The organism is Nocardia vermiculata NBRC 100427, assembly GCF_001613265.1.
GTDB lineage: Bacteria > Actinomycetota > Actinomycetes > Mycobacteriales > Mycobacteriaceae > Nocardia > Nocardia vermiculata.
In genome coordinates this window covers 82,899-104,077 of record NZ_BDCA01000004.1, presented here as the reverse complement: position 1 = coordinate 104,077, position 21,179 = coordinate 82,899, and the positions used below count along the sequence as shown (strand labels likewise).

The 21,179-nt window shown below is 67.2% G+C and carries 20 protein-coding genes and 1 pseudogene; 10 read left to right on the top strand and 11 right to left on the bottom strand.

Annotated elements, in window-relative coordinates; translation table 11 throughout:
- Window positions 1-25 precede the first annotated feature (25 nt).
- Window positions 26-652, bottom strand: a pseudogene (locus NV2_RS07340) (ATPase, T2SS/T4P/T4SS family); the annotation flags it as partial.
- A complete protein-coding gene (ssd, locus tag NV2_RS07335) occupies window positions 649-1,734 on the bottom strand; it encodes a septum site-determining protein Ssd (RefSeq protein WP_067870785.1) in 1,086 nt (361 codons plus the stop codon). The gene ssd and the pseudogene NV2_RS07340, both read right to left, overlap by 4 nt.
- A gap of 367 nt (window positions 1,735-2,101) precedes the next feature.
- Here ssd and NV2_RS07330 point away from each other — a divergent pair, with 367 nt between their 5' ends.
- Entirely contained in the window at window positions 2,102-3,022 is a 921-nt protein-coding gene (locus NV2_RS07330) for an HAD family hydrolase (RefSeq protein WP_084474075.1), read from the top strand.
- Between the two features lie 474 nt (window positions 3,023-3,496).
- Here the strand turns inward: NV2_RS07330 and NV2_RS07325 are convergent, their stop codons facing one another.
- On the bottom strand, window positions 3,497-4,240 hold the full coding sequence (locus NV2_RS07325; protein WP_067870784.1) for a Fic family protein: 744 nt from the start codon (window positions 4,238-4,240) through the stop codon (window positions 3,497-3,499).
- A gap of 232 nt (window positions 4,241-4,472) precedes the next feature.
- Here NV2_RS07325 and acs point away from each other — a divergent pair, with 232 nt between their 5' ends.
- The 4 genes from acs to NV2_RS07305 all read left to right on the top strand — a co-directional run bounded on the left by acs (window position 4,473) and on the right by NV2_RS07305 (window position 9,414).
- Window positions 4,473-6,461: an acetate--CoA ligase gene (gene acs / locus NV2_RS07320; protein WP_067870783.1), complete on the top strand. Its 1,989-nt coding sequence runs from the start codon at window positions 4,473-4,475 to the stop codon at window positions 6,459-6,461.
- Window positions 6,462-6,667: 206 nt separating this feature from the next.
- Window positions 6,668-7,921: a Na+/H+ antiporter NhaA gene (gene nhaA / locus NV2_RS07315; protein ID WP_067870782.1), complete on the top strand. Its 1,254-nt coding sequence runs from the start codon at window positions 6,668-6,670 to the stop codon at window positions 7,919-7,921.
- Entirely contained in the window at window positions 7,918-8,421 is a 504-nt protein-coding gene (locus tag NV2_RS07310; RefSeq protein ID WP_067870781.1) for a phage holin family protein, read from the top strand. Before nhaA ends, NV2_RS07310 begins: the two co-directional genes overlap by 4 nt.
- A 21-nt stretch (window positions 8,422-8,442) precedes the next feature.
- On the top strand, window positions 8,443-9,414 hold the full coding sequence (locus tag NV2_RS07305; RefSeq protein WP_067870780.1) for an alpha/beta fold hydrolase: 972 nt from the start codon (window positions 8,443-8,445) through the stop codon (window positions 9,412-9,414).
- An 11-nt stretch (window positions 9,415-9,425) separates the two neighbouring features.
- Here NV2_RS07305 and NV2_RS07300 read toward each other — a convergent pair whose 3' ends face one another.
- From NV2_RS07300 to nth, 4 genes are read right to left on the bottom strand one after another with little or no spacing between them, the layout of a single operon-like run.
- On the bottom strand, window positions 9,426-10,619 hold the full coding sequence (locus tag NV2_RS07300; protein ID WP_067870779.1) for a MarP family serine protease: 1,194 nt from the start codon (window positions 10,617-10,619) through the stop codon (window positions 9,426-9,428).
- Window positions 10,616-11,329, bottom strand: coding sequence for an NUDIX hydrolase (locus NV2_RS07295; protein WP_067870778.1), 714 nt, complete (start codon window positions 11,327-11,329; stop codon window positions 10,616-10,618). Before NV2_RS07295 ends, NV2_RS07300 begins: the two co-directional genes overlap by 4 nt.
- Window positions 11,326-11,967: a TlpA family protein disulfide reductase gene (locus NV2_RS07290; protein ID WP_067870777.1), complete on the bottom strand. Its 642-nt coding sequence runs from the start codon at window positions 11,965-11,967 to the stop codon at window positions 11,326-11,328. Before NV2_RS07290 ends, NV2_RS07295 begins: the two co-directional genes overlap by 4 nt.
- Window positions 11,964-12,719 (bottom strand): endonuclease III, encoded by a 756-nt coding sequence (gene nth, locus NV2_RS07285; RefSeq protein WP_067870909.1) that lies wholly within the window; start codon window positions 12,717-12,719, stop codon window positions 11,964-11,966. Before nth ends, NV2_RS07290 begins: the two co-directional genes overlap by 4 nt.
- Before the next feature lie 211 nt (window positions 12,720-12,930).
- Here nth and NV2_RS30695 point away from each other — a divergent pair, with 211 nt between their 5' ends.
- The gene (locus NV2_RS30695; RefSeq protein WP_210749038.1) at window positions 12,931-13,170 is read left to right on the top strand and encodes a hypothetical protein; all 240 of its coding nucleotides are present in this window, start codon (window positions 12,931-12,933) and stop codon (window positions 13,168-13,170) included.
- 258 nt (window positions 13,171-13,428) lie between these two features.
- The gene (locus NV2_RS07275) at window positions 13,429-14,103 is read left to right on the top strand and encodes a Crp/Fnr family transcriptional regulator (protein ID WP_067870775.1); all 675 of its coding nucleotides are present in this window, start codon (window positions 13,429-13,431) and stop codon (window positions 14,101-14,103) included.
- A gap of 58 nt (window positions 14,104-14,161) precedes the next feature.
- Here NV2_RS07275 and NV2_RS07270 read toward each other — a convergent pair whose 3' ends face one another.
- The 3 genes from NV2_RS07270 to sp36 are packed head-to-tail and all read right to left on the bottom strand — an operon-like array spanning window position 14,162 to window position 15,637.
- Window positions 14,162-14,959: an MBL fold metallo-hydrolase gene (locus NV2_RS07270; RefSeq protein ID WP_067870774.1), complete on the bottom strand. Its 798-nt coding sequence runs from the start codon at window positions 14,957-14,959 to the stop codon at window positions 14,162-14,164.
- Window positions 14,960-15,005: 46 nt separating this feature from the next.
- Window positions 15,006-15,476: a RidA family protein gene (locus tag NV2_RS07265; protein ID WP_067870773.1), complete on the bottom strand. Its 471-nt coding sequence runs from the start codon at window positions 15,474-15,476 to the stop codon at window positions 15,006-15,008.
- Window positions 15,473-15,637, bottom strand: a complete 165-nt coding sequence (gene sp36, locus NV2_RS07260; protein WP_157102786.1) for a Sp36 family protein — start codon at window positions 15,635-15,637, stop codon at window positions 15,473-15,475. Before sp36 ends, NV2_RS07265 begins: the two co-directional genes overlap by 4 nt.
- Before the next feature lie 170 nt (window positions 15,638-15,807).
- Between sp36 and bagA the strand changes: the two genes are divergently transcribed.
- Window positions 15,808-16,827 carry an ATPase BagA gene (bagA, locus tag NV2_RS07255; protein WP_067870771.1) on the top strand — a complete coding sequence of 340 codons (1,020 nt, stop codon included), beginning with the start codon at window positions 15,808-15,810 and terminating at the stop codon, window positions 16,825-16,827.
- On the top strand, window positions 16,827-18,053 hold the full coding sequence (gene bagB, locus NV2_RS07250) for an ATPase BagB (RefSeq protein ID WP_067870770.1): 1,227 nt from the start codon (window positions 16,827-16,829) through the stop codon (window positions 18,051-18,053). Before bagA ends, bagB begins: the two co-directional genes overlap by 1 nt.
- Before the next feature lie 72 nt (window positions 18,054-18,125).
- On the opposite strand, the gene NV2_RS07245 is transcribed toward bagB, so the two are convergent.
- Window positions 18,126-18,449, bottom strand: a complete 324-nt coding sequence (locus tag NV2_RS07245) for a WhiB family transcriptional regulator (RefSeq protein WP_067870769.1) — start codon at window positions 18,447-18,449, stop codon at window positions 18,126-18,128.
- Between the two features lie 281 nt (window positions 18,450-18,730).
- Between NV2_RS07245 and NV2_RS07240 the strand changes: the two genes are divergently transcribed.
- The gene (locus NV2_RS07240; protein WP_067870768.1) at window positions 18,731-21,106 is read left to right on the top strand and encodes a penicillin-binding protein; all 2,376 of its coding nucleotides are present in this window, start codon (window positions 18,731-18,733) and stop codon (window positions 21,104-21,106) included.
- The last annotated feature ends 73 nt before the right edge of the window (window positions 21,107-21,179 follow it).

The following is a 21,179-nucleotide window of genomic DNA, read 5'->3' as shown; positions in this document are numbered from 1 at the left end:
GCTAAGTGTGTCTTTTGGGGGGTGCCGTATTACCCGCCCCGGTGCCACCGACGACCAGGAAGGCGAGGCGCGCGCGGATGATCCGATGCAGGAGCTGCTCCGGCTCCGCGCTGAGCGCTCCGCGGGCCCGCAACGCGCGCAGGTCGTGACCGACGGGCCGCAGCACGCGCAGTGAGATACAGGTTCCTCCCTGGGCGATGGGCGCGAGCACGGCATGCAGTCGGACCCCGACACTTTCCCCCGACGCCTGCTCGTATTCCGGTAGGCGTCCGTCCACCCACGGTTGCGCATCGTCGAGCCGGCGCCCTGCGGCCAGGGCCAGGCGCTGTGCAAGGCGGCGCACGGCGGCTTCGTCCGGAAACCGGACCGACGTGCGCTCGGGGCCGTTGCCGCGGTCCACCCACACGGCGTCGGGCGCCGTGACCAGCACATCGGAGACCCGCGCGTCGTGCAGCAGCGGCTCCAGGGCGCCGGCACCTGTCATCTCGGTCTGCAATACCCGCAGGGCGCGCAGTAGATCGGTGTCGCCGAGCATGCGGCCCGCCTCCGCGCGAATGGCCGACGCCAGCCGGGCCGGGTCGTGTTCGCCGGGCTGGGCTGCCAGCCGCTCCCGCACCCGGTCCAGCAGTTCGGCATTCACCACCCCGGTCATCGGTCGCCTCCGGGGAGAGCTGCCAGCACCGATTCGGCGGCACCGGCCAGCGGGCCGCGGGTCAGGGCGAGCCCGCCGCGTTCGAGCACGCCCGCCAGACCGGGCTGGGCACGCATCGCTGCCAGCAGCGGCAGGTCCAGCGCCTGCGCGATCTCGCGGCCACGGAGACCACCCGGCGCCGGGCCGCGAACAACCAAGCCCTGATTGGGATTTCGCCCCCGACTGTCGGCGACGACGGCACCGGCCGCCGCGACCGCCCGCAACCGTGCAGGGACGACGAAGACGACGAGGTCGGCGATATCGAGGACCTGATCGGTGTGTGGTCCGTGGCATCGCGAGATGTCGCACACCACAAGGTCTCCGGCGCCGCGGCCCGCCTCGACGACCGCTCGTACCGCCCCGGTGCCGATCTCGTCGGGCCCGACACCGGCGGGCCTGGTGCAGGCCAGCACACCCAGTCCGGGCGCGGCCGCCGGCAAGGCGTCGTGCAATGCCTGCGCGGCGACCCGGCCGTCGGCCACCGAAAGTTCGGGCCACCGCAACCCGGGGACCGATTCGATGCCGAGCAGTAGATCTAGTCCGCCACCGAGTGGGTCGGCATCGATGAGCAAAACCCGCGAGCGGAAGCCACGCGCCGCGGCCGTCAACGCCACCGCGCCGGAGAAGACGGAGGCACCGGCACCGCCGACAGCCCCGGCGACCGCCAGCACCACGCCGTCTCCGGGATCGCGCCAGGAATAGGCAGCGAACGCCTCGATCAGCGTGTCGGCGGCACCCGGTAGCGCGATCACCTGCTCGGCCCCGACGGATGCGGCCACCCGCCACAGTTCGAGGTCCGGTTCGGCGCTGCCGACCAGTACCACCCCGGAGCGCCGCGGATATCCGGCCGCGGCACAAGCCCGGGCCGCGCCGAGGTCGACGATCAGCAGCGGGGCCGCGGTCCAGGTGTATCTGCCGATGGGCATGGCGGGTTCGTCGAGAGCGCGATCGGCGGCGGCCGCGACGCGGCGCACCTCGTCGCGCAACCGGTGGTCGTCGACCAGAACCAGCGCCGGGGGCGGTACTGCCGCAACGGGATTCATGAGGCAAGCGTGGCTTGGATCGGCAGGGCGGGCCAGAGCCTGCGGGCCGAATGTGGACAACTCGTGGCCTGTGGAAAAACAGCTGAGAGTGGCGACAACGTCAGCACGAACCGTGCTGGAAATAGAGGACGGCCCCAGCCGGGGGGGGAGGAGGCTGGGGCCGTCGGGGTTCAGCCCCGGGGGGTCGGGCTGAACACGCCTGGACCATGTCCAGGTGCCACCGATACTACACCCAGTCACCGGCCGCGACGCAAGTCCATCGCACGGCGAAGTTCATACCGTGTCGGAGCGGCAGAATTGATGCCTTCGAGGCTCTCGTAGTCGGGCTCGTCACCACATCCACGGCAAAGCTCCCTATCCTGGATCCGTGACGGCCGAGGGCGACCAAGCAGCTACGGACGATCGGACCGCCGGAAAGTCCGAGCCTCCGCAGCACCGCAACGACACAGCAGCGAGCGCTACCCGCAGCGCGAACGGGACGGGCAACGATCCGTCGTCCGCACCGCGGATCGCGGCGTTCTTCGACCTGGACAAGACGGTGATCGCGAAGTCGAGTGCATTCGTCTTCAGCCGGCCGTTCTATGCCCAGGGGTTGATCGACCGCCGGACGGTACTGGAATCCAGCTACGCCCACTTCCTTTTTCTGCTCTCGGGCGCGGATCACGATCAGATGGAACGCATGCGGGAGCATCTGGCCAAGATGTGCGCCGGCTGGGACGTGTCGCAGGTACAGGCGATCGTGGCCGAGACCCTGCACGACCTGGTGGATCCGCTGATCTACGCCGAGGCCTCGGACCTGATCGCCGACCACCGGATCCGTGGCCACGACGTGGTGATCGTGTCCGCCTCCGGTGAGGAGATCGTGGCGCCGATCGCCGCGGCACTGGGCGCCACGCACACCGCGGCCACCCGCATGGTGGTGGAGGACGGCAAGTACACCGACGATATCGAGTTCTACTGCTACGCCGAGGGCAAGGTCGAGGCGATCGAGAAGCTGGCCGCGAGCGAGAACTACGACCTGTCGCGGTGCTACGCCTACTCCGATTCGATCACCGACGTCCCGATGCTCGCGGCGGTCGGACATCCCACCGCGGTCAATCCGGACCGGAGCCTGCGGCGTGAGGCGCTGGCCCGCGACTGGCCCATCCTGACCTTCTCCAATCCGGTGTCGTTGTGGTCGCGAATTCCGGCGCCGTCGACTACGACAGTGGCCGCCACGGCAGCCGTGGGTGTGAGTGCGCTCCTGGCGGGTGCCCTCAGCTACCGGCTGTTGCGCCGGCGCCGTTGAGGTCTCGCGATCCCCACCCATCAGGCCTGGTCAATGGCGCGCAACCTATCGATGTAACCATGAATCGACGGGCCCCACGCCGAATATGACAATGTCGGATGGAAGTCCGATGGAACCTTGCTGTGAGGGGCATCACAGAGTAACAATGGACGCACGGGAGGACGGAAGGCCAAGATCGAAGCGGAAGAGAAGGTTCGATCTCCCGACCGTACTTCCCCAGCACGGACGCCAGGTACCCACGCGGAGCACGCCGCTACAAGGGCACCAGCGTTGTGGGCCTGCGAAATTCGGATTCACATCGGCAATGGCCCCGCACAGGTTGCGGGGATGAACCGGTGGAGTGCGGATTGATCGCCGAGGCCGCAGAACACAACCCGAACCAGCACGCATGGTAACCGGGTAGTCCGTGCTAGCGGGCGGTGAGGCCGAGTCTGTCGGTTCGGCTACGCCGCCCGCTTCGATGTGTAGGCCCGCTCAGCCCGCCGCATCGGCTATGGAGCGGGCCTCGCGCGCACCGTCCTCGAGGGCACCGCAGCAGAACACCACCCAGCCGCCCACGCCGGCAGCCGTACCCTCCGCGAATCCCGTCGCCGCATCGAGATATGCCTGGCGACGCCGCAACAGGAACACCTCCGGTACCCCCAGGCTGTGCGGGTCCAAGCCGGAGGTCACCGTCACCAACCGCGCGGCCGCGCGCGCGACCACACCGTCCGCGGAGCCGAACGCCCGCAACGACAACAGCTCACCGTGCACCACCGCCGCCAGCACCGGTGCCGGAGCCTTCGAAGTCAGTACGGTCTGCGCCAGCAGGTCGAGCCGGTCGGCGACGCCGGGTTCCGAACGGGGACGGCCGAGTTCGATCTCCTCGGTGACCAGATCCGCGGCAGCCAGCAGATGTAGGCGCGCCAGCGCCTGCAGTGGTGCCCGCTCCCACACCCCGCTCATATTGCGCAGCGCGTCCCCGTCGAGGGCCTGCCCGACCCGTAGCGCGCCGGTGAGAATCGGATCGGCGATCGTGCCGTCGGCCGGTATCTCGGTGGCACCACCGTCCAGCGCCGCGGACGAGCGTGCGGCCCGCACCGCCGCCTCGGCCGCAGTGGTCGGCCAGCCACGACGGTTCGCCTTGTGCATATGCACCTCGGCGAGTGCCTCACGGGCCCGGTCGGCAGCGTCACGCACACCGGGTAGGTCGGCCAGAGGCTGCAGCACATCGCTCACGCCTCCCACGCTAGCCGGGCCGGGCACCGCACCGGCGACGCGGTTCCAGCGCCGGACCGCTACGCGGCGCAGGTCACACTCCGTTAGGGTCACACGGTGGCCGTGGTCACCCCCGGCCGACGCGTATCCGATCGACAGGCCCGACGAATGACACGGCGCCCGACCCGCCGAACGGCAGCAGCCCGAACGACGGGAGACCGGGTGCGGGTACCCGTGAGTTACAGGAGGCGAGATGACCGACACCACCGCTGAGCACCGAGACGTGTACCCACCCTCCCCCGAATTCGCGGCGACGGCCAATACCGATGCGTCCATCTACGACCGCGCCGCCGCCGACCGGGACGAGTTCTGGGCCGAGCAGGCGCAGCGGCTGCACTGGAATCAACCGTGGAGCCGGGTCCTGGACTGGGACGACGCACCCTTCGCGCGCTGGTTCGCCGACGGCAAGCTCAACGTCGCCTACAACTGCGTCGACCGGCACGTCGCCGACGGATACGGCGATCAGGTCGCGATCCACTGGGAGGGTGAGCCGGGCGATTCGCGCGCCATCACCTATGCGCAACTGCAGGACGAGGTCTGCCGGGCCGCCAACTTCTTCACCGAACTCGGCCTCGAATCCGGCGACCGGGTCGCGATCTACATGCCGATGGTCCCCGAAGCCATCGTGACCATGCTGGCCTGCGCGCGCCTGGGCCTGACCCATTCGGTGGTCTTCGCGGGCTTCTCGCCCAGCGCACTGCGCCAGCGCGTCGACGATGCCCGCGCACGACTGGTCGTCACCACCGACGGGCAGTGGCGCCGCGGTAAAGCCGCACCGCTGAAGGAAGCCGTCGACGAGGCGCTGTACGCAGGCGGCGATGTGCCGCACAGTGTGGAGCACGTGCTGGTGGTACGCCGCACCGATATCGAAACACCCTGGACCGAGGGCCGCGACCTGTGGTGGCACGACACCGTCGCACAGGCGTCGACGGAACACGAGGCACAGCCGTTCGATGCCGAACATCCGCTCTACATCCTCTACACCTCCGGCACGACCGGTAAGCCCAAGGGCATCCTGCACACCTCGGGTGGATATCTCACCCAGGTCGCCTACACCCACCACTACGTCTTCGACCACAAACCGGGCCGCGACGTGTATTGGTGCACCGCCGATATCGGCTGGGTGACCGGGCACAGTTATATCGTCTACGGCCCGCTGGCCAACCGCGCCACCCAGGTCGTCTACGAGGGCACCCCCAACTTCCCCGACGAGCACCGGCACTGGCAGATCATCGAAAAGTACGGTGTGACGATCTATTACATCGCACCGACGCTGATCCGCACTTTCATGAAGTGGGGCCGCGAGATTCCCGATGCGCACGATCTGTCCTCGATCCGGGTGCTGGGCTCGGTCGGTGAACCGATCAATCCGGAAGCCTGGCGGTGGTACCGCGAGGTCGTCGGCGCGGGCTCGGCGCCCATCGTGGACACCTGGTGGCAGACCGAAACCGGCGCCATCATGATCTCCCCGCTCCCCGGCGTCACCGCCGCGAAACCGGGTGCCGCGATGGAATCGCTGCCGGGCATCTCCGCGAAGGTCGTCGACGAAGAAGGTAACGAGGTAGAAAACAACGGAACCGAAGCCGAGTCTTCGGACCGCTCCGCAAGCTCCGCGGTCGTCGGCTATCTGGTCCTCGATCAGCCCTGGCCGTCCATGCTGCGTGGCATCTGGGGCGACAACGAACGCTACAAGGCCACCTACTGGGAGCGGTTCGCCGCGCAGGGCTGGTACTTCGCGGGCGACGGCGCCAAGATCGACTCCGACGGCGCGCTGTGGGTACTGGGCCGCGTCGACGACGTCATGAACGTCTCCGGACACCGGATCTCCACCGCCGAAGTCGAATCGGCCCTGGTGGGCCACCACCAGGTGGCGGAGGCTGCCGTCGTCGGTGCCAGTGACGCCACCACCGGGCAGGGCATCGTCGCGTTCGTCATCCTTACCGGCAACGCGACCGAATCCGGACCGCAACTGGTGGACGCCCTCAAAGCCGAGGTCTCCCGGGAGATCAGCCCGATCGCGCGCCCCCGCGAGATCCATATCGTGCCCGAGCTGCCGAAGACCCGCTCCGGCAAGATCATGCGCCGGCTCCTGCGCGATGTGGCCGAGGGCCGCGAACTCGGCGATACCTCCACGCTGGTCGATCCGAACGTGTTCGAGGCGATCCGCTCCGCCAAGTCCTGATCGGCCGAGTCCGTCCGTCGAGTCACGAGCCCGGCGCCCCGGTGATCACTCCGGGCGCCGGGCTCGCGCATGAGGCGGGGCGATCACAACCCGAGCGCACCGACTAAAATGTCACTCGGAGTGCCGGGAAGTCTGGTCGGCGAGCGGTAGGCGATGCCCTGGCAAGGGAGGCCGCCGCTGTCGCCGTCCGCTCCCGAAAGGCACCTGTGATCGCTGCACTACGTTCCGAGCTCGCCCGTTACCTGCGCACCGAAACGGTCGGTGGCGCACTGTTGCTGGTGGCTGCGGCCGTGGCGCTGCTCTGGGCGAACTCGCCCTGGAGCGACGGCTACTTCGCGATGACCGACACCACCGTCGCGATCCCACCCTTACACCTGGATCTCACCCTCTCCGAATGGGTCCAGGACGGTCTGCTGGCGATCTTCTTCTTCGTCGCCGGTCTCGAGCTCAAACGCGAACTGGTCGTCGGCGAACTGGCCGACCGCAAACGTGCTGTCCTGCCGGTGCTCGCGGCGATCGGCGGTGTCGTCACACCCGCCCTGATCGCCCTGATCGTCGGCTGGGGTGTGCCGGGGATGGACCGCGGCTGGGCCATTCCCGTGGCCACCGACATCGCCTTCGCTCTCGCGGTGCTGGCGATGACCGGGTCCCGGATTCCGGCCGGCGCCCGGGTCTTTCTGCTCAGCCTGGCGGTCGTCGACGACCTGATCGCCATTCTCCTGATCGCGATCCTGTTCACCACGGCGATCGCCATCGGCTGGCTGGTGGCGGCGGCAGCCTGTTTCGCGGCGTGGGCGCTGGCTCAGCGCTACCGGATTCGCACGCCGCTGGTGTATGTCCCGCTGGCGCTGGTGTCGTGGTTCGCGCTGCACGAGGCAGGAATTCATCCGACGCTGGCGGGCGTGTTCTGTGGATTGCTCACCCGCGTACGCCCCGATCCGGATGAGGAGGAGGCGCCGGCCGCCCGGCTCGAGCATCTGTTCCAGCCCGTCTCCGCGGGCCTGTGTGTCCCGCTGTTCGCCCTGTTCGCCTCCGGAGTTCCCCTGTCGAGCCAGGTTTTCGGCGAGTTGTTCACCTCCCGGCTCTCGCTCGCGATCATCGCAGGACTCCTGGTCGGCAAGACGGTCGGCATCTTCGGGGCCAGCTGGTTGGCGATCCGGTTCGGAATCGCCACCCGACCCACCGGACTCGGTAATCGGGACATGTCGGCCCTGTCGGTACTGGGCGGAATCGGTTTCACCGTTAGCCTCTTGGTGGCAGAACTCGCACTGACAGATCGTGAGGCGACCGAACTGGCGAAGGCCGCCGTGTTGATGACGTCCTTGACGGCATCTTTGCTCGGTTCGGCGCTACTGTTGCGGCGTGGCCGGGTACACCAGGCACGGCGAGACGCGAGTACGGCCACCGAGACGAGTGAAAGCCGGACAGCACCGGGACATGGAGAAGGGTCGAGCAATTGAGCTTCACACACGGCGGTAACGGGCACGAGGGCCGAAACCGGACCATCACCTCGATTCCGCTGTCCGAGGTCGATACCACCGGGAATGCCAGCGTCGGCGACCTGGTGCGCGATGCCACGGAGCAGATGTCGACCCTGGTCCGCGCCGAGGTGGAACTGGCCAAGGCCGAGGTGACCGGTGAGATCAAGAAGGGTCTGCAGGGCAGCATCTTCTTCATCGGTGCGCTCACGGTTCTGCTGTTCTCTTCGTTCTTCTTTTTCTTCTTCCTCGCGGAACTGCTGGATGTCTGGCTGTACCGGTGGGCGGCATTCCTGATCGTCTTCGCGCTGATGGTCGTGGTGGTGGTCGTCCTGGCGCTGCTCGGTTATCTGAAGGTGCGCAAGCTGAGGGCGCCGGCGAAGACCATCGAATCGCTCAAGGAGACCCGTTCGGTGCTGCCGCAGAGCTTCGGGTCCTCGGCCGCAACCGCCGAGACCGCAGCCGACAAGGTCACTTCCTGACTCGGCTATTACGCTTCCGGCGTGTCGTCGAATCCGCTTCCTGATCCGTCCAGTGTCCGTTTCGACGGTCCGTGGACGCATCGTGACGTGCGCGCCAACGGCATCCGTTTCCACATCGCCGAGGGCGACGCGAACGATGCGGTGGGCGGTTCCGACCGCCCGCTGGTCGTTCTGCTGCACGGCTTCGGTGATTTCTGGTGGTCGTGGCGTCATCAGCTCACCGGACTGACCGAGGCCGGATATCGAGCGGTCGCAGTCGATCTGCGTGGCTACGGCGATTCGGACAAACCTCCGCGCGGATACGACGGGTGGACTCTGGCCGGTGATATCGCCGGACTGGTCCGCGCGCTCGGCCACACCGACGCCACCCTGGTAGGCCATGCCGAAGGTGGTTTGGTCTGCTGGGCGACCGCGGTGCTGCATCCGCGGGTGGTGCGGTCCATCGCACTGATCGCGTCACCGCATCCGGTGGCGCTCAAACGCGCGGTGCTGCGAAACCGCCGGCAGCGCGCCGCATACCTGCCGAACTTCCTGCGCTATCAGCTGCCCCGTTACGGCGAGCAACTGCTGACCCGACAGGACGGGTTCGAAGTCGAGCGACTGATGCGCGACCGAGCCGGCACACACTGGGCCACAACCGCGGAGTTCGTCGACACCGCGCAGCGGATGCGCTCGGCGATCCGGATCTCCGGAGCGGCGCATTGCGCCCTGGAGTATCAGCGCTGGGCCTTCCGTAGCCAGTGGCGTCCCGACGGCCGCCGGTTCCTGGCCGCGATGCGGGAGCCGGTGCGCGTGCCGACGCTGATGCTGCACGGTGAATCCGACCGGTACATGCTGGAGGCGACCGTCCGCGGTGCGGCGCGGTTGGCCCCGGACCGCCGGGTGGTGCGAATTCCGGATGCCGGCCATTTCGCCCATCAGGAGAATCCGGAGGCGGTCACCGCCGAAGTGGCGAAACTACTGGGTGGCCCGGCCACGGCACGCTGCGCCTGACCGGCCGCACCTCAACTCAGCACGCACTCCCCCGTACCGACCTGCGCGGTGGACCCCTGTGCGGTGTCCAGATCGGCTTGGATCTCCTTGCGGGTCAGCACGTACCCGGTGTCGTCGTTGGTGACGGCCGCGCCGAAGACCACTCCGAGCACCCGGCCATCGGTGTCGACCAGCGGACCACCCGAATTCCCCGCGCGTACCTGGCCACGCACGGTGTAGACCTGGCGCTCGACGGTATTGGTCTTGTAGATATCGGGCCCGGTCAGCTCCAGCGTCTCGCGCACCCGGGCCGCGCTGGCGGTGTAGGGACCGCCGCCCGGATATCCGAGCACGATCGCGCTCTGACCGGATTTCGCGGATTCCGACGCCAGCGGAATCACCGGGGCCTCGAGTCCGGGTACCGACAGGATCGCGACATCCTTACGCGGATCGAACAGCACCACGGTGGCGTCGAGCCGGCCACGCGCGGTGTCGACCTGCACCGTGGAGGTGCCGGCCACGACGTGGGCATTGGTCATGATGCGCTCGGGTGCCACCACGAACCCGGAGCCTTCCAGCGCGCGCTGGCAGCTCGGCGCGACACCGTTGATCCGCAGCACACTGTGCTGCAGATTCAGCGCGACCGGAGAGTCCAGGACGCTGGGATCCGGTGGTTCGACGGCGGCGATCGGCGCCCGCCCGAACGGGCCGATGACCTCGGGCAGACCGGAGGTGTTGAGCAGGTTCGAGAACTCGTTCGGAACCCGTCGCAACCAGTTCGGCGCAACGCCGTTCACATCGGCGAGCACGCGGGAACCGTTGATCGCGGCCGCGATGCCGGGCTGTGAGGACGAGGCCAGTGGCAGCGCCAGCAGCCACGCGGTGACCAGTACGGCAACGCACTGCAGCACCGCGCCGACCACACTGTCCACGCTGCGGGTGAACGGATGCCGCATGCCGCTGCGCGCCGCGCGCCCCAGCACCATGCCCGCGATCTCACCGACGATCACCAGCGCGACGATCAGTACCACGCCGACCAGGACGCGCTGCCGGCCTTCGCTGACATGCTGCAGGATGTGCGGCGCGATCAGGATCCCGGCGACGGCGCCGAGCACCACACCGAGAAATCCGAGAGCCGAAGCGACCGCCCCCTGCCGCCACCCCGAGGTCGCGGCCAGCAGCGCGATGATGAGGACCGCGAGATCGAGCCATCCGGAACTGGTCATAACGTCATCCCCACTGCCGCGAGCGAAGTCTGCAGATCACGCACATCGTGGTGATCCCACTCCGGCTCCCATCCCGATACCGCGAGTAGACCGGCGAGGACGCCGGCGGTGAAACCCCAGACGAGCATGCCGTCGACGGCGAACGCCGGACCGACGTAGCCGAGCGGATGCCGCACGACGAAGCGGTTCGCCGGGTCGAGCAGGTCGGCCAGCGGCACCCGGACCACCCGAGCAGCCTCGGCTTCGCTGACCACCCCGACCTCTCCCGGCGTTCGCCAGTAGGCCACCACGGGGGTGACATCGAATCGAGACGGTGGGACGAAGATCTTCGGCAGCACCGCGAACGGCTCGACGCCGCGCGAATCCAGGCCGGTCTCCTCCCACGCCTCACGCAACGCGGTGCCGATCGGCCCGTCGTCGCCCGGTTCGACCCCACCGCCGGGGAAGGCGACCTGGCCGCGGTGCTGGCGCAGTGTGGCGGCGCGTTGGGTGAGCAGTACGTCGGCATCCGCCGGGAGCCCGCCCGGTGCGTCCGGATCGGATTCGGCGGCACCACCGAACAGCACCAGGACCGCCGCGTCGCGAGGGCGCAGTGCGGTGGCCGCCAGTTTCGCGACGGTACGGGTGAGGATCGGGTTCACGCCCGCGGGATCGGCGGGTTCGTGCTCGGCCACACCGCGTAGCCACTGCGGTATGTCCGGCCCGCTCATACGTCGACTCCCAGTTCCCGGGCGACGGTGGCGGCGATGTCGTCTGCCGAGTCGAACGGCCGGACCACCACCTTCGCAATCGATCCATCGGCGCGGACCAGGACCGACACCGGCAGGACCGCGGGGGCTCCCACCGCGGTGCGGACCTTTCCGCTGCCGTCCTGTACCCCGGGCAGGCGGACCCCGAGGTCGCGCAGGCGCGCCAGGCCCTTGCCCTCGTCGGGATCGCTGTGCACGGTCAGTACCGTCAGCGCGTCACCGGCGCGTCCGGCGTACTGCTGTAGAGCGGGTAGTTCCCGGGCACAGGGTTCGCACCAGTAGGCCCAGAGGTTCAGCAGTGCCGGACGGCCCGCCAGCGACTTGCCCACGGCCATCGAGCTGCCGTCGGCCAGGCATTCGACGTCGATGGTCGCCAGCGGTCCTGCCGCGGTGCTCGCCCCGTCGTGCGGACGTGGGCACGACGCCAGGTCCGCCGCATCGCGTTGGGCGTCGGTGACCGTGCCGCCACCACCGGAGGCTGCGGTGGGGGTCGCCGGGGCGCCGTCACCACTCTCGCGCGGCCACAGCGCGACCGCCAGCGCTACTACTGCGACAAGTACAACGAAAGCCCATCTCCACGCCGCGGGTACCGACTTCACCGGCCCACCAATTCGAGCAGATGCTCGGCCTCGGGTCCCTTCACCAGGGCGGCGGCGGTGACCGGGTCGGTCGGGCCGACACCGTAGGACGGGCAATCCTTGGCCAGCAGGCAAACGCCACACGCCGGCTTGCGGGCATGGCAGACGCGGCGGCCGTGGAAGATCACCCGGTGCGAGAGCATCGTCCAGTCCTTGCGGTCGATCAATTCTCCGACGGCATGTTCGATCTTCACCGGATCGTCCGCGGTGGTCCACTTCCAGCGTTGCACCAGCCGTGAGAAATGCGTGTCGACAGTGATTCCCGGCACATCGAAGGCATTGCCGAGAATAACGTTGGCGGTCTTGCGGCCGATACCCGGCAACTTCACCAATTCGGGCAGAGTGCGCGGTAATTCGCCGTCATGGCGTTCCAGCAGTGCCTGCCCCAACCCGATCAGTGAATTGGTCTTGTTCCGGAAGAATCCGGTAGGCCGGATGAATTCCTCGAGTTCGGTCCGGTCGGCCTCGGCATAGGCCTTGGCATCACGGTAGCGCGCGAACAGCGCCGGCGTTGTCAGATTGACCCGCACATCGGTGCACTGCGCGGAAAGGATTGTGGCGACGGCCAATTCGAGAGGTGTGGTGAAATCCAGTTCACAGTGCGCGTCCGGAAAGGCCAGCGCCAGTGTGCGATTCATCCGACGGGCGCGACGCACCAGGCCTAATCGGGTTTCTCCGGCAAATCGGGCGGCCTGCTTCGTGGTCCCTCGCACGGATTTCGTGGATTTTCCGGCAGTCGACGCGCTCGATTCCTTCGGTGTGACCGATGCCGCATCGGTGGCCGGCGCGGCCGTTTCGTGCCCGTTCACGCCGGTGGATCTGGGTTCACGCACTCGTCCACCATACGGAACCACACCGACGTGAGCGCATTCGCGAACTCACCCCGTGTTCCATCTGAGACCTTCTCCGTGTTTACTCACCCGTATGCAAGGACTCGCTGTGGTGCTCTTCCCGGTGGCGTTGATGCTGTTCGCTTTGTCTATGGAACGTGTCGAGAACCGACTCCGGAAACTTCTCGAACCGGGCGAAGAGGTCCAGCAATATCTGGACAGGGCAAGTAATGCCGAGGTCAACGAACTGGCTCAGTTGGGTGTACCCACCCATGCCGGCCCCGCGCCGCGCCGACGCAACCGCGAAGAACTGGACGTCGCGCAGGCCAGCTGAGGCGCCGCGCAACACTCACCTGTCCCCACTCTCGGGAACTTTCCGCGGGAGCGTACGCGTTCACATACCGCACGTTACGTGGTGTCTGTCACTACGCTGCGGAGATGCCAAGTAGACTGCACTGTCGGCCGAACGCTTCGGTCCGCACTGTGGCGAGAGTGGTACGAGCCAGGCGGAGCCTGCGTAACACGTAGGAGTGACACGCTGGACCCGCTGACGCCGCAGTGAGCACCGCCAATTCCCATAAGGAGCACATTCGTGGACGAGGCCCTCGCCAGAGCAGGCATCTTCCAAGGCGTAGAGCCCACCGCGGTGGCCGCTCTCGCCAAACAGCTGCAGCCCGTGGACTTTCCTCGTGGCCACGTCATCTTCAACGAGGGCGAGCCGGGCGATCGGCTGTACATCATCACGTCGGGCAAGGTGAAGATCGGTCGGCGCTCCCCGGACGGGCGCGAGAACCTGCTGACCATCATGGGCCCGTCGGACATGTTCGGCGAGCTGTCGATCTTCGATCCGGGTCCGCGTACCTCCACGGCCACCACCGTCACCGAGGTGCGCGCGGTGACCATGGATCGCGAAGCGCTCAAGACGTGGATCGATCAGCGCCCGGAGATCGCCGAACAGTTGCTGCGGGTTCTCGCCCGCCGGCTGCGGCGTACCAACAACAACCTGGCGGACCTCATCTTCACCGATGTCCCCGGTCGCGTTGCCAAGGCGCTGTTGCAGCTCGCCCAGCGGTTCGGCACCCAGGAGGCCGGTGCGCTGCGCGTCACCCACGACCTCACCCAGGAAGAGATCGCCCAGCTCGTCGGCGCCTCGCGCGAGACGGTGAACAAGGCGCTGGCCGATTTCGCCCACCGCGGGTGGCTGCGGCTCGAAGGTAAGAGCGTGCTGATCTCCGATTCGGAGCGGCTGGCTCGCCGAGCGCGGTAGGGAACTCCCACCGCGCTCCGGCGCCGGCCGGTTCGGCGCCGGTGGGTGCCGGCCTGCGTCAGTGGGCTCCGACCCCGCGCAGGTAGGCCAGCTGCGCCTGGACCGAGCTTCGTGCGGCCGGCCACAGTTTCTTGTCGACATCGGCGTAGACGTGCGCCACGATCTTCATCGGGGTAGCGCTGTCACCGAGTTCGTGCAGTGCAGCCCGCACCTGATCCAGGCGCTGCTTCCGGTGCTGGATGTAGTAGCCGATCACCGGCTCGGCCTGCACATGGTCGGGGCCGTGTGCCGGTAGCAGTGCCCGGCCGGGCGCCAGCTCGGCGAGCCGGTCCAGCGAACTCAGATAGTCCCCCAGGGCGTCGTCGCGTGATTCCAGCACCGTGGTACCGCTGCCGAGCACGGTATCGCCCGTGAGCAGCGCATCGTCGACCACGACACTCACCGAATCCTGGGTATGTCCGGGTGTGGCCACCACGCGCAGGCGCAATCCGGCCGCCTCGATGAGCTCACCGTCGGCCAGTGGGGCATCCGAACCGGACAGATATCCGGGATCCATCGCCCGCACCGGCGTTCCGGTGAGCTTCACCAGCCGGTCGATACCGCCGGTGTGATCGTGATGATGGTGCGTGATCAGCGTCAACGCGATCTCACCACCGGTCTCCCGCGCGATCGCCTCACTGTGCGCCTTGTCCTTGGGCCCCGGGTCGATGACCACACAATCCGATCGCCCCGGCAACCGCAGGATCCAGGTATTGGTGCCGTCCAGGGTCATCTGGTTCGGGTTGTCCGCCAACAGCACCGAAGCGGTCTCGGTGACCTGTCGCAGCTGCTCGTACGCGGGATGTGTGAGGCTCATGAGGGGTCCTAACGCCGATGCGCCAACGCGCGGGTTACAGACCTTGCTACCGCACTTCGGCGATGAGCTCCACTTCGACAGGCGTCGCCTTGGGCAGCTCGAAGACACCGACGGCGGAGCGCGCATGCACCCCGGCCGCGCCGAATATCTCACCCAGTAGTTCCGACGCGCCGTTGACGACCAGCGGCTGATCGGTGAATCCGGGGGCCGAGGCGACGAACCCGACGACCTTCACGATGCGCACCACCGCGTCCAGTCCGACCAGATCGTGCACAGCGGCCAAGGCGTTCAGGGCGCAGAGCCCGGCGGCGTGCGCAGCCTGCTCCACGCTCACCTCGGCACCGACCTTGCCGGTGGCCGACAGGGCACCGTCCACGAACGGCAACTGTCCGGCTGTATAGACCATCGATCCGCTGCGAACGGCCGGAATATAGGCGCCCGCCGGGGCCGCGACCGCCGGCAGGGTCAGTCCCAGGCGATCGAGACCGGCCTGCCAGCCGGTTCCCGGGGTCGTCACTGCTTGGGCCGCTTCAGGTAGGCCACATGCTGCTCGCCCGTCGGTCCGGGCAGCACCGTCACCAGTTCCCAGCCGTCGGCTCCCCACTGGTCCAGAATCTGTTTGGTGGCGTGCGTCAGCAGCGGCACCGTCGAATATTCCCACACCGTCACATCACTCATGTCGCGAAGCGTACTGGGTGCACGGGTGTGGAATGCGCCCCCGCTCCACGCGATCAGCACAATTCGGGCCGGGACGGAAGTGTCCTGTGTCGTACCGAACAGTAGAGCGATCCTGTGGTGGCTGTTTCGTAACGGGTTATAGGCTCGCGAACGTGGGAGTACCGACAGCAGTGCCCGATTCGGATGAATCGGGGCTGAAATTAGGGTGGCCGGACCGAGCCGACACCGCGCGGCTGCATTACGTGACCGGCAAGGGTGGCACCGGAAAGTCGACGGTCGCGGGCGCGCTGGCGCTGACCTTGGCCGCGGGGGGCCGGCGGGTACTGCTGGTCGAGGTGGAGGGGCGCCAATCGATCGCCCAGTTGTTCGATCTGCCGCCGCTTCCGCCCACCGAAACCAAAATCGCGACCGCCGACGGTGGTGGCGAGGTGATGGCGCTGGCCCTCGATATCGAACATGCCTTCCTCGAATACCTGGACATGTTCTACAACCTCGGCTTCGCGGGCCGGGCGATGCGGCGCATGGGCGCGATCGAATTCGTCACCACCATCGCACCGGGCCTGCGCGACGTGATTCTCACCGGGAAGATCAAGGAATGCGCGGTACGCACCGACAAGTCCGGTAAGCGGGCCTACGACGAGATAGTCATCGACGCCCCGCCCACCGGCCGGATCGCGAGTTTCCTCGACGTCACCAAGGCGATGGCCGAGGTCGCCAAGGGCGGGCCGATCGCCGCGCAGGCCGAGGGGGTCTCGGCACTGCTGCATTCCGAGCAGACCGTGGTTCATCTGGTGACGCTGCTCGAGGCACTACCGGTCCAGGAGACCGCCGACGCGATCGCCGAACTGACCGAATCCGATTTCCGGATCGGCACCGTCATCGTCAACCGCGCCACCGAAGGGTTCCTCCCGGCCCCGGTGCGTGCCCGGGTCGCCGCCGGTGAACTCGACCTGGAGGCGGTGCGGTCGGGTCTGTCCGAGGCCGGGATCGAACTCGACGACAACGACTTCGACGGTCTGATCCAGGAAGCGGTGGAGCATTCCGCCACGCTGCAGGCACAGGACGACAGTTCCGCGGAACTCGCGAAGGTGGATATCAGCAGGTTGTATCTGCCCGCTCTGCTCGACGGTATCGATCTGGGCGGACTGTACGAATTGGCCCAACATCTGAGCGCCCAGGGAGTCCGCTGATGAGCCATCCGAGTCCGCTGATACCGCCGACGGCACCGGCACTCGACATCGAGGCGATCATCGATGATCCGACGGCACGGGTCGTGGTGTGCTGCGGGTCCGGCGGAGTCGGCAAGACCACCTCCGCCGCGGCGATCGCATTGCGCGCGGCCGAGCGAGGCCGCAGGGTCGTGGTGCTGACCATCGATCCGGCACGCCGGCTGGCACAGTCCCTGGGCGTCAGCGACCTCGGCAATGCTCCGCAACGGGTCGCGCTGCCGGAGACCGCCAAGGGTGAGCTCTACGCGATGATGCTCAACATGCGCCGCACCTTCGACGAGATGGTGCTCGAGCACACCAGCCCGGACAAGGCCGAGCAGATCTTCGCCAACCCCTTCTATCAGACCGTCGCGTCCTCCTTCGGCGGAACGCAGGAGTACATGGCGATGGAGAAGCTGGGGCAGCTGGTCTCCAAGCGAGATTGGGATCTGGTCGTCGTCGACACGCCGCCCTCGCGCAACGCACTGGACTTCCTCGACGCGCCCAAGCGGCTGGGGAATTTTCTCAACGGCCGGATGATCCGCGTGATCATGGCACCGGGCCGCGGCGTCGGCCGATTCGTCACCGGCGCGATGAGCCTGGCGGTACGTGGTGTGTCCACCATCGTCGGCGGCCAGATGCTCAAGGACGCGTCCGGATTCCTGCAATCGCTGGAATCGATGTTCGGCGGCTTCCAGGACCGCGCCGAACGCACCTACGCCATGCTCTCCCGCCCGGGGACCCACTTCCTGGTGGTGGCCGCCGCGGAACCCGACGCGCTCCGCGAGGCCTCGTTCTTCGTGGATCGGCTCTCCACCGACAAGATGCCCTTGGCCGGGCTGGTGCTCAATCGCACCCACCCGCTGTTGTGCGGCCTGTCCCCGGCGCAGGCGGCCGCCGCGGCCGACCGGTTGAGTCCCGGCGCCGGCAGCCATACCGACGGCACCTCGGGCGAAACCACGGCCGCGTCGGAATCGGTGACCGATCCCGCCACCCTGACCGCGGACATCCTGCGTATTCACGCGCACCGCGCGGTGACCGCGAAGCGCGAACGGAACCTGCTGCACCGATTCACCGGCGCACATCCGCGGGTGCCGATCGTCGCCGTCACGGCCCTGCCGTTCGAGGTCTCGGATCTGGACGCCCTGCGAGTGGTCGGCGAACAGCTCGCCGGGATCACCTCGAACGTGAAGCCATCGGTTTCCTGACGCTCCCCGAGTTTCCGGCGTGGTGACGTGCGGTCCCGATTCCGCACGTCACCTGCCGGAAGTTGGCGTCGGTCAGATCGCGACCTTCTGCTGGCGCTGGGCTCGGAAGAAGTCCGCCCAGGATGTCACTTCGGGATGCTGTTTGAGCAGCGCGCGGCGCTGCCGCTCGGTCATCCCACCCCACACACCGAATTCCACCCGATTGTCGAGCGCGTCGGCTCCGCATTCCATCAGTACCGGGCAGTGCCGACAGATCGTGGCGGCCTTGCGCTGGGCCGCACCGCGGACGAACAACTGGTCGGGATCCACTTCCTTGCATCGGGCCTGGGATACCCAGGCGATCCTCGCTTCGGCCTGCTCCACGTCCAATCGAGCGATGGGGGTAGTCATGTGCATTTGGTGTGCCCCTTTGCAGTCCGAACACCGGGTCAACGGCGCTCCGGAATCGCGTGCAGCCCACAGCAACCCAACCCCGCTGCGCTCCGCACCACATTCCTCATTGAGTGTTAGCTCTATCACACTGAGTTCTCAATCTAGGTAAAGGTATGGGGTGAGCGCAAGACCATGCCCGGATTTTCTGGTACGCCCGTCCCTGCGGGGCATCGGTGACCTGGCGCCGAGGCGCGCCGCCTACCGCGCACCGCCGAAGGTCGGCCGGGCCAATTAGGCTGTGATCCGTGCCGATCACACAAACGCTCGCGAGGCTCGCCGGCGCCTGCGTCCTAGCGGCCGTGCTGGTTGCCGGATTGCTGTTCCCGCTCGCTGGTGGCTTCGGGTACATGTCGAACCGCGCAGCCGACGCCGTGGACAACGTTTCCTCGGAATTGGTCGAGGGCAACGCCCCGGCGGTGTCGACCATGGTCGACGCGGCCGGGAATCCGTTCGCGTGGCTGTACGACCAGAGACGTTTCGAAGTCCCCAGCGACCAGATCTCCAACGAAATGAAGTTGGCGATCGTCTCCATCGAGGACAAGCGCTTCACCGAGCACGGCGGTGTCGACTGGCAGGGCACCCTGCGCGCATTTCTGACCAACACCTCGAGCGGTGAAGTTCAGCAGGGTGCCTCGACCATCGACCAGCAGTATGTGAAGAACTATCAACTGCTGGTGGTCGCGAAAACCGACGCCGAACGCCGCAAAGCCATCGAAACGACTCCGGCCCGCAAACTGCGGGAAATTCGCATGGCTCTGACGCTGGAGAAGGAACTCACCAAGGACGAGATCCTCACCCGCTATCTGAACCTGGTCCCCTTCGGCAACGGTTCGTACGGGATTCAGGACGCCGCCCAGACCTATTTCGGTATCGATGCCAAGAACTTGAATGCCACCCAGGCAGCGATGCTGGCCGGAATGGTGCAGTCCAGCTCCAAGCTGAATCCGTACACCAATCCGGACGGCGTGCTGGAGCGTCGCAATACGGTGCTGGACACGCTCATGCAGAACATTCCGAGCCGGGCGGAGGAATTCCGTGCGGCCAAGGAACAGCCGCTGGGCGTACTTCCGGAGCCGAAGGGCCTGCCGCGCGGATGTATCGCTGCCGGCGATCGCGGTTACTTCTGCGACTATGCGCTGAACTACCTGGACAACGCCGGAATCAGCAAGGAGCAGATCGACAAGGGCGGCTACACCATCCGCACCACGCTGGACCCGGACGTGCAGCGTTCGGTGAAGGACGCCGTCAACAAGATGACCGATCCGAATCTGCCGGATATCGCCGAGGTCATGAGCATCATCGCCCCGGGACAGGATTCCCATCACATTCTGGCGATGACCTCGAGCCGAACATACGGTCTCGACCAGGAGGCGCACGAAACGGTGCAGCCACAGCCCTATTCGATGGTCGGTGACGGTGCGGGCTCGATCTTCAAGCTCTTCACCACCGCCGCCGCGATGGAAAAGGGACTCGGCACCAGCGCGAATCTCGACGTACCGTCGTTCTTCGCGGCCAAGGGAATGGGTAACGGCGGCGCGGCAGGCTGTCCACCCGCGACCTACTGCGTCAAGAATGCGGGTGGTTACGCACCGTCGATGTCGGTGACCGAGGCACTCGCACAGTCACCGAACACCGCATTCGTGAAACTCATCCAGGACGTCGGTGTCACGCCGACCGTCGATATGGCGGTCCGGCTGGGAATGCGCACCTACACCGAGCCCGGGACCTCCGGGAACGGTAACCAGAGCCTGGCCGATATGTTCAAACAGCAGAACCTGGGCTCGTTCACGCTCGGCCCGGTCGCGATCAATCCACTGGAATTGTCGAATGTCGCGGCAACGCTGGCCTCGGGCGGCAAATGGTGCCCACCCTCGCCGATCGCGGAGGTGGTCGACCGCGAAGGTAAGCAGGTTCCGCTCACCGAGCAGGGCTGCGAACAAGTTATCGATCCCGGCTTGGCGAACACGCTGGCCAACGCCATGAGCCAGGATGCGATCCACGGCACCGCGGCCGGCTCCGCCCATGCGGCGGGCTGGACCGCACCGGTCTCGGCGAAAACGGGAACCACCGAGGCCCACCGTTCCTCGGCCTTCCTGGGATTCACCAATTCGATGGCCGGTGCCGCCTACATCTACGGCGACGGCACCAGCCCCGGCGAGATCTGCTCGTTCCCGTTGCGTAGCTGCGGCGACGGCAATCTCTACGGCGGTAACGAGCCCGCTCGCAGTTGGTTCACCGGGTTGAAACCGGTGGCCGACAAATTCGAACCGCCTGCGCTGCCACCACTCGACGACAAATACGTGCGTGGCGCCAACAACGCGCAGATACCGGATGTACTCGGTATGTCGGAGTCCGAGGCCCGGGCCGCCCTGATCGGCGCGGGATTCCAGGTGACGACGAGCACCACACCGGGTTCGGCGGCGACCAAGGGCAAGGTCAACGCGATCACGCCGAACGGCTCGGCCATCCCGGGTTCGGTGGTGACGGTTCTGGTCAGTGACGGCACCCAACGCGAGATTCCGCGTCCGGGCCGCCAGGAGGCTCCACCGCCGGCGGTGCCCGGATTGCCACCGGTGCCGCGACTGCCACCGATCCCCATCCCGATTCCGATACCGCGCTAAAAGGCGCTGAGAGGCCGGCGAATGAGAATTCGCCGGCCTCTTGCGTGCACGGATCCGGCTGCGGGCTCCCGCC

Coding starts and splice junctions, on each gene's coding strand:
- bagB (WP_067870770.1), top strand. CDS start 16,827: ATGAGCCATCCGAGTCCGCTGATACCGCCGACGGCACCGGCACTCGAC.
- ssd (WP_067870785.1), bottom strand. CDS start 1,734: ATGAATCCCGTTGCGGCAGTACCGCCCCCGGCGCTGGTTCTGGTCGAC.
- NV2_RS30695 (WP_210749038.1), top strand. CDS start 12,931: ATGCAAGGACTCGCTGTGGTGCTCTTCCCGGTGGCGTTGATGCTGTTC.
- NV2_RS07245 (WP_067870769.1), bottom strand. CDS start 18,449: ATGCACATGACTACCCCCATCGCTCGATTGGACGTGGAGCAGGCCGAA.
- sp36 (WP_157102786.1), bottom strand. CDS start 15,637: ATGAGTGATGTGACGGTGTGGGAATATTCGACGGTGCCGCTGCTGACG.
- NV2_RS07295 (WP_067870778.1), bottom strand. CDS start 11,329: ATGAGCGGGCCGGACATACCGCAGTGGCTACGCGGTGTGGCCGAGCAC.
- acs (WP_067870783.1), top strand. CDS start 4,473: ATGACCGACACCACCGCTGAGCACCGAGACGTGTACCCACCCTCCCCC.
- NV2_RS07300 (WP_067870779.1), bottom strand. CDS start 10,619: ATGACCAGTTCCGGATGGCTCGATCTCGCGGTCCTCATCATCGCGCTG.
- NV2_RS07270 (WP_067870774.1), bottom strand. CDS start 14,959: ATGAGCCTCACACATCCCGCGTACGAGCAGCTGCGACAGGTCACCGAG.